A 7,559-nucleotide genomic window follows, 5' to 3' on the forward strand; every position below is an offset into this window, starting at 1 on the left:
GCCGTGTTTTTTTATAGCTTTGCACAGCAAAGCTATAAGAAGCGGCTAGGTGGACCGTCCCGGCCCACGGTCTTAAGACCTCAAGCATCTGGGTACAAAGTGCCCGGATGTGCATAGAAAACAGCAGCGCGGCTGCTATATTTTATTGTTCCGCCTGTACGCAGAAAGGCGCAGTGTTTGATCACCCGTTGGATTGACAAAATTCGTGCTTTATTATACAGTTAATTCATAAATTGTGCCGCATTCTTGCCCGCGCAGTACTGCGGCCGAAAAAACGGGGTGGAACGTGTGCAGAATCAAACGCAATATTACGATACCGTACCGTTGGAATACAGAAAATTAAGCGGCTGGATGATATTTTTTATCGTCACGCAGGTTTTGGGTATGTTCAGCAACCTCAACTCGACCCTCTCGTTCCTCCGTTCGGGCGCATCTCTATGGGTTTTCTTCACCTTGCTGGTTATTGTGCTGCAAGTTCTTATGCTTATATTTTTGGGAACACGGCGGCGGGAATTCTGCTATTTTTACTATGCAATCGGCGCTGTCAATATTTTCTTGTATTTTCGAATGTTCTTTCTTCCCGGCGCGGATGTTCCCCTCACATTTGTACAGCTCATCAGCTGGGCATTGGTTTTCACCGCATGGTGCGTCTACTTTAGTAAATCCGCCCGCTTGAAGTACTATTTCATCTGGAACGATAACGAAAACCAGCAGTTTCTTGCCGTATACGAGCAAAAGGTCCTTTTTTTGCTGGACGCCGTCAGCGGGGCGCACGCCGCAAGCAGCTTTGCCTATATGCCCGCTCAACACGTTCAGGCGGTTATCCTTTACCCCGCCGCCGCTTATGTATGCGGTTTACCGGAAAGCGCCAATTTAATGAACGCATATCCGTTGGTATTGGAACGTATTCCCGTATTTCTCGGGCACAGCGAAACGATTTATTCCAATGCGCTGCGCCAGTATGATTTGTATCATGCCGCGTTCCTCCGGCGCGAAATGGAGCCGCCGCTGGACGCCATCGCTTGTGAGGTCGTGCGCGCGCTTGATCCGTCTCGCGTCTCCGTTCCGGAGGTTTCGGCCATGCTGTCTTCCATCCGCAAAGCATACCAAACCGCATTTTCCGCGGCGGCCGCCACATCTTATACACCATACCCGGCAGCTGCCCAGCAGCCTGCAGCCCAGCCCATTGCGCAGCCCGTGCCCACCCCCACGCCGCGGCCTGTTTTCGCACCTGACGCAGTGCCGCCCTCCACGGCTCAACCCGACCCTCAGCCGCCGGCAATCCGGTATTGCCAGTTCTGCGGCGCGCCGTACAGTGCGCAGGCAAAATTCTGTACGCAGTGCGGTGCACAGCTCCCTTCCTGACGCTTCCTCCCATTGCCCATTCACGGCCGCATAAGGCGGCGGCAAAAAACAGCTTTCAAAAGCGCCCTGTTTTCCTCACTTGGAAAACAGGGCGCTTTTCTCTATCCACATCTATGAATACTGCTGTTTTTCAGCCGCGGCGCGCTTACAGCTCGCCCTTGCTGGACATTTTCAGATATGCGTTGATGAAGCCGTCCAGATCTCCGTCCATCACGCCGTTGACGTTGCCGTTTTCAAAGCCTGTGCGGTGATCCTTGACCAGCGTATAGGGCATGAATACATAGCTGCGGATCTGGCTGCCCCAAGCGATGGCGTTCTGCACGCCTTTGATATCACTGATCTTGTCCAGATGCTCGCGCTCTTTGATCTGATACAGCTTCGCGGCCAGCATCTTCATACACATGTCGCGGTTCTGGAACTGGCTGCGCTCGTTCTGGCAGCTCACCACGATGCCCGTAGGAATATGGATGAGACGCACGGCGCTGCTTGTCTTGTTGATGTGCTGTCCGCCCGCGCCGGAGGAGCGGAACACCTCCATTTTGATGTCCTCCGGCTTGATCTCCACAGTGATGGCGTCGTCCAGCTCCGGCATGACCTCCAGCGAGGCAAAGCTGGTATGGCGGCGCCCGGAGGCATCGAAGGGCGAAACACGCACCAGGCGGTGCACGCCGTTTTCGCTGCGCAAAAAGCCGTAGGCGTTGTGCCCCTCCACCAGAATGGACGCGGACTTGATGCCCGCCTCGTCGCCCTCCAGATAGTCCAGCACCTTCACGGTCCAGTTGTGGCGTGCGGCAAAGCGCGTGTACATGCGGTACAGCATCTCCACCCAGTCCTGAGCCTCTGTGCCGCCCGCGCCCGCATGGAAGGTCAGGATGGCATTGTTCGCGTCATATTCTCCATTCAGCAGCGTCACAAGGCGCAGCTCCTCCACCTTGGCGTCCAAGCTGTTCACGGCCGCGTCGGCCTCCTCCGCCAGGGCGGGGTCGTCGTCTTCCGCACACATTTCCAGCAGCGTTTCGGCATCCTCCAGCATGGTCTGCAAAGCGGCGTACTGCTCCAGCCTGTCCTTCAGCTCGCCCATCTCGGCAAACACCGCGCCGGACGCTGCCGCGTCGTCGTAAAACTCCGGGCTGGCGCTCTTCTGCTCCAGCTCCTCCAGACGCACCCTGCTGCGCTCGATGGCCAGCGCGTCGTGCAGATCCGTTACTTCCGGCGCCAGCTCGGAAAGGCGGCGCTTTACTTCATCTAAAATTACCATAGAATCCTCACTTTATTTTCCCGCAGTATGGTATTTGTTCATATTTTTCTATTATAATTGAAACAAAGCCGCTTGTAAAGGCGCTTTGCCCTTTACTTTCACGGCCTGTTTGGAGTAAGATAGGGATATATAGGAAAATTTGGAGGAACCCCTGCATGATGGATTACAAAGGCTGCAAATGCGCATCCTGCCATAAAGTATTGAAAGAGGGAGACGACATCGTCATCTGCCCGGAATGCGGTGCGCCCTATCACCGGGAATGCTATGCCGCGGAGGGCCGGTGCGTGTTCAGCGCCAAGCACGGCAAGGGCTTTGAGTACGTGCCGCCGGAGGCCAAGCCCGACGTAAATGCCAACGGGCCGATCTGCCCTGTGTGCCATGCACAGAACCCGCCCGACACGCTGTTCTGCGAACGGTGCGGCCAGCCCATGCGCGGGGGCGTACCGCCCCAGGCGGCGCAGAGCAGCCCACAGTATGCCGAGCCGGGTATGAGCGGCACGGGCATGCCCGGCGGCTTCGGCGGGCCGGGCGCGCAATACGCCACCGGCGACGTGATGACGCAGCTCCATCTGGCCAAGGAATACGACGGCATCTCCACGCAGGACTGGATGAAGTACATCGGCAATTCCGCGCCGTATTATCTGTATCAGTTCCAGCGCATGGATGAAAGCGGGCGCAAGACCAGCTTTTGCTGGAGCGCGCTGTTCATCCCGGAGTTTTATTTCTTCTACCGCAAAATGTGGGGCTGGGGCGCGCTGGCGCTGGCGGTGTCCCTTATCGTAAGCATCCCGTCCCTCCTTTCGCTCATGGCTGCGCTGGGCATCGCCACGGCTTTGCCTCTCTCCGCCTCGGCGCTCTCCACGCTCATCACAGTGTGCGGGCTTCTGAACTGGGGCGTTCGCATCGCCTCGTGCCTGTTCGGTTTTTACCTGTTCCGCCAGAGCGCGGCCAGGCGGATGCGCGCCATGAAGGACGACAGCACCGACGACGACCGCTACCGCACCGAGCTGGAACGCCGCGGCGGGCCGTCCCGTGTGGCCGTGGTCCTGGTGGGCGTGCTGCTGCTGGTGTGCAGCTTTGCGTTTTCCGCATGGATCGGGCCGGATCGCCTGATGTCCGCCTTTTATCTTTACTAAAATCCCCTTCGGGCAAAAGGGAGGAACAAATTGAGCAATACTCCCACACTGGAGACCGAACGCCTGATCCTGCGCAAATTCACGGAGAATGACCTGGAGGCCCTGTATCAAATATACCGCGATCCGGATGTGAACCGGTTTCTGCCCTGGTTTCCCCTGCAAAGCATGGATGAGGCCCGAAAATTCTTTGAAGACCGCTACGCATCCCTTTACGCGGAGCCACAGGCCTATGCCTACGCCATCTGCCTGAAGCGCGGCAACCGACCCATCGGATATGTCAAGGTAGATATGGCCGAGCCCCACGATTTCGGCTATGGCCTGCGCGCGGAATTCTGGCATCAGGGAATCGCTACCGAGGCCGGAAGGGCCGTCACCGCACAAGTAAAGCGGGACGGGCTGCCCTATATCACGGCCACGCACGATGTCAACAATCCCCGAAGCGGCGGCGTGATGCGGCAAATCGGGATGAAGTACCAGTATTCTTATGAAGAGCAATGGCAGCCTAAGGATCTCTTGGTCACTTTCCGCCTTTACCAGCTAAACCTGGATGGCAACGGCAGCCGGGTGTATCAAAAATACTGGAATGAATCCGCCGTTCATTTTGTGGAGGAGGAAGTCTCGGCTCATGTTTTCCCCGCCCTGTAGGGCTGTAAAAAAGAAACTATCAAAGGAGAATGTTTCCCATGCAGAAGATCCGTAAAGCCGTCATCCCCGCGGCAGGCCTGGGCACCCGCGTGCTGCCCGCCACAAAGGCCATGCCCAAGGAGATGCTCCCCATTGTGGACAAGCCTGCCATCCAGTACATCGTGGAGGAGGCCGTCGCCGCCGGCATCGAGGAGATCCTCATCATCACCGGCCGCGGCAAGGGCATCATGGAAGACCATTTCGACCGCGCCCCCGAGCTGGAGGCCGGCCTTGCGAAACCCGGCAAGGAAAAGATGCTGGAGGACGTGCGCTCCATCGCGGGCCTGGCGGACATCTTTTTTCTGCGCCAAAAAGAGACAAAGGGGCTGGGCCACGCCATTCTGAAAGCGCGCCCCTTCACGCAGGATGAACCCTTTGTCGTTCTGTACGGCGACGACGTCATCATGGGCGAGGACCCTGTAGCTGCGCAGCTCTGCCGCGCTTACGCGCAGTACCGAAAGGCCTGCGTGGGCATTAAGGAGGTCTCTCCCGCCGATATCGTGAAATACTCCTCCATGAAGTTGGACCATCTTTCGGGCAACCTGTACAACATCACCGACATGATCGAGAAGCCTGCGCCCGGACAGGAATTCAGCCTGTTCTCCATCCTGGGACGCTGCCTGCTTACACCGGAGATTTACGGCATCCTCGAGAAGACGCAGCCCGGCGCGGGCGGCGAGATCCAGCTTACGGACGCCATGGCCGTGCTGGCGCGCACCGGCGGCATGACGGGCGTTGATTTCACCGGGAAACGCTACGACATGGGCAACAAGCTGGGCGTGATGGAGGCCCAGGTGGAGACCGCGCTGAAGCATCCGGAGATCGGCCCGGCGTTCCGCGCTTACCTGAAAGAACTTTCCAAAACGCTGTAGGGCGTTGAAGGCATAAGGACAAAGGTTTTTATTGTTCCGCGCCGCAAAACGCATTTCAGCGGTTACGGCTCCGGAACGGCCGCAGAGCCGAAAACAGCTCGCGGCTGTTCTTTACAAACCAAGTCATAAAAAATGCCGTGCCTGTCCACAATATGCTTGACGGGCACGGTGTTTTTATTGTATAATTAATTGCTTGCCGTGAACAGGCAGGTAATCCTTGCCCCTTCGGGGGCCTTACGTCCAAAAGGAGGTGCACAGAAATGGCAAAGTATGAAACAATGCTGGTTACCACCGCTACTCTCGACGAGGAAGCCACGGCCGCGCTGGTCGGCAAGTTCAAATCCCTCATCGAAGCGAATGGTACGATCGATTCTGTCGAGGATTGGGGCAAGCGTCGCCTTGCATACCCGATCAACAAGGAGAACGAAGGCGTTTACACTCTGATCAACTTCACGAGTGAAGCCGACTTCCCCGCCGAGCTCGACCGTGTCTACAAGATCACCGACGGCGTGCTGCGTTCCATGATCGTGGCGAAAGAAGAAGCCGTTCCCGCGAAAGCTGAAACGGAGGCAAAATAATGCTGAATGTTGTAGCTTTGATGGGCCGCCTTGTAGCGGACCCCGAACTGCGCCACACCCCGAACGGCGTTGCGACATGCACGTTCCGTATCGCGGTGGACCGCAGCTTTGTGCGTGCCGGTGAAGAGCGCAAAGCAGACTTTATCGACATCGTGGTCTGGCGCCAGACTGCGGAATTTGTTTGCAAGTATTTCCACAAAGGCAACCTCATCGCCGTGGACGGTTCCATCCAGACGCGCACGTATGAGGACAAAACCGGCAACAAGCGCTATGCGTTTGAGGTCGTTGCGAACAACGTCCACTTTACCGGCGAAAAGAGCGGCAGCACCGGCGGCCAGGGCGGCTACGGCGCGCCCGCGCCCATGCAGGCTCCCGCCGCGCGTCCCGCGCCCGCAGAGCCCGTCAGCTATGCGGCCGGCAGCGCCGACGATTTCGCCGTGATCGACGACAACGAAGATCTACCGTTTTAAGGAGGCGGACGTGCCCGGCGCGCCCCTTCCGCTACTTTGAGACAAGGAGGAAAACACCATGCCTTTCGACAGAGACCGTCAGGATAGCCGTGGTGGCCGCCCCCGTGGACGCCGCAAGAAGGTTTGCAGCTTCTGCGTGGACCGTATCGACCACATTGACTATAAAGACATCCCCCGCCTGCGCAAGTACATTTCCGAGCGCGCGAAGATCATTCCCCGCCGCGTTACCGGTACCTGCGCTTTCCATCAGCGTGAGCTGACCGTCGCCATCAAGCGTGCGCGCCATGTTGCGCTGCTGCCCTACGTGAGCGACTGATTTTACCGGCATACAAAGGGCCGCACGGTTAACACCGTGCGGCCCTTTTTTGTTTTGCACGAAAGCACAGGCGTTTTGCCGCCCGAGCGGCTGATGCTCATTCTTCGGTAAACAGGTCCTGCACTTCGCAGTCCAGCGCTTTCATCAGACGCTCCAGCGTGTCGATACGCACAGATTTGCTGGCGTTGTCGCAGATTTTGTTCACGGTCGCATAGTCCGTTCCCATCTGTTTTACAAGCCAGTATCTTGTTTTATCTTTTTTGTCTAAAAGTGCTTGAACGTTAAATTGCAACATGCTTATTTCTCATTTCTTGTTGTATCTTTTATACTCTATTGTATGGCATAGTAAAACGCACAAATAGTCGTTATTAAAATAGTGTGTTATAAAATAATATATTTATAGATTGACTATTTAAGCTGTTTTTGTTAGGATAAAAGAAAACAAAAGGTGGTGCTTATATATGAACCTTTGGAAAGACCGCCGCGTGGATTCTTTGCATCGCGTGGTGCTGCCCCGGGAAGCGTTCAGTTTGCTGGGCTGGACGTCGGACGAAGTGCTGGAGGCGGAAGCCCTGCTCGCGCAGGATGCTCTGCTGCTGCGCGCCCAAAACCATCCGCGCCCGCAGTGCTGTGCGTGCGGCGGCGCACAGGACCTTGTTTCCCTGGGCGGCAGGCGCTGGCTGTGCGGGGCCTGCCTTGCCGCCGCGAACGCCGCAAGCAAAGCCTGATCTTCTCAACCCGCCGCAGCAAAAAGCGCCCCGCCTGTATTAGGCGTGTTGGCGCAAGAAAACATCGTCCTTGAAGCGGGAATTTCCGCGCATAGCTTCGTCAAATCGCCTTGACAACCACAAAGGGTGCCTGCGGCAATTTTCCTTGCTCT

The 7,559-nt window shown here is 56.9% G+C and carries 10 protein-coding genes; 8 read left to right on the plus strand and 2 right to left on the minus strand.

What is annotated here, in order from left to right:
* The first annotated feature begins 288 nt into the window (after positions 1 to 288).
* A complete protein-coding gene (locus tag TQ39_RS06540; RefSeq protein WP_050004954.1) occupies positions 289 to 1,365 on the plus strand; it encodes a zinc ribbon domain-containing protein in 1,077 nt (358 codons plus the stop codon).
* A 145-nt stretch (positions 1,366 to 1,510) separates the two neighbouring features.
* Here the strand turns inward: TQ39_RS06540 and prfB are convergent, their stop codons facing one another.
* Positions 1,511 to 2,623 (minus strand): peptide chain release factor 2, encoded by a 1,113-nt coding sequence (prfB, locus tag TQ39_RS06545; RefSeq protein ID WP_050004955.1) that lies wholly within the window; start codon positions 2,621 to 2,623, stop codon positions 1,511 to 1,513.
* Positions 2,624 to 2,778: 155 nt separating this feature from the next.
* On the opposite strand from prfB, the gene TQ39_RS06550 reads away from it, so the two are divergent.
* The 6 genes from TQ39_RS06550 (at position 2,779) to rpsR (ending at position 6,679) form a co-directional block, all read left to right on the plus strand.
* Positions 2,779 to 3,759, plus strand: coding sequence for an RING finger protein (locus tag TQ39_RS06550; protein ID WP_009324756.1), 981 nt, complete (start codon positions 2,779 to 2,781; stop codon positions 3,757 to 3,759).
* 30 nt (positions 3,760 to 3,789) lie between these two features.
* The gene (locus TQ39_RS06555; protein WP_050004956.1) at positions 3,790 to 4,404 is read left to right on the plus strand and encodes a GNAT family N-acetyltransferase; all 615 of its coding nucleotides are present in this window, start codon (positions 3,790 to 3,792) and stop codon (positions 4,402 to 4,404) included.
* 38 nt (positions 4,405 to 4,442) lie between these two features.
* Positions 4,443 to 5,315, plus strand: coding sequence for a UTP--glucose-1-phosphate uridylyltransferase GalU (galU, locus tag TQ39_RS06560; RefSeq protein ID WP_050004957.1), 873 nt, complete (start codon positions 4,443 to 4,445; stop codon positions 5,313 to 5,315).
* A gap of 260 nt (positions 5,316 to 5,575) precedes the next feature.
* Positions 5,576 to 5,893 (plus strand): 30S ribosomal protein S6, encoded by a 318-nt coding sequence (gene rpsF, locus TQ39_RS06565; protein ID WP_009324759.1) that lies wholly within the window; start codon positions 5,576 to 5,578, stop codon positions 5,891 to 5,893.
* Entirely contained in the window at positions 5,893 to 6,363 is a 471-nt protein-coding gene (locus TQ39_RS06570) for a single-stranded DNA-binding protein (RefSeq protein ID WP_009324760.1), read from the plus strand. The genes rpsF and TQ39_RS06570 overlap by 1 nt, the downstream gene beginning before the upstream one ends.
* Before the next feature lie 58 nt (positions 6,364 to 6,421).
* Positions 6,422 to 6,679, plus strand: coding sequence for a 30S ribosomal protein S18 (gene rpsR / locus TQ39_RS06575; protein WP_009324761.1), 258 nt, complete (start codon positions 6,422 to 6,424; stop codon positions 6,677 to 6,679).
* Positions 6,680 to 6,776: 97 nt separating this feature from the next.
* On the opposite strand, the gene TQ39_RS06580 is transcribed toward rpsR, so the two are convergent.
* On the minus strand, positions 6,777 to 6,974 hold the full coding sequence (locus TQ39_RS06580; protein WP_009324763.1) for a helix-turn-helix domain-containing protein: 198 nt from the start codon (positions 6,972 to 6,974) through the stop codon (positions 6,777 to 6,779).
* A 166-nt stretch (positions 6,975 to 7,140) separates the two neighbouring features.
* Between TQ39_RS06580 and TQ39_RS06585 the strand changes: the two genes are divergently transcribed.
* The gene (locus TQ39_RS06585; RefSeq protein ID WP_050004958.1) at positions 7,141 to 7,407 is read left to right on the plus strand and encodes a hypothetical protein; all 267 of its coding nucleotides are present in this window, start codon (positions 7,141 to 7,143) and stop codon (positions 7,405 to 7,407) included.
* The last annotated feature ends 152 nt before the right edge of the window (positions 7,408 to 7,559 follow it).

The sequence above is a fragment of the Ruthenibacterium lactatiformans genome, assembly GCF_000949455.1.
Taxonomy (GTDB): Bacteria; Bacillota; Clostridia; order Oscillospirales; family Ruminococcaceae; genus Ruthenibacterium; species Ruthenibacterium lactatiformans.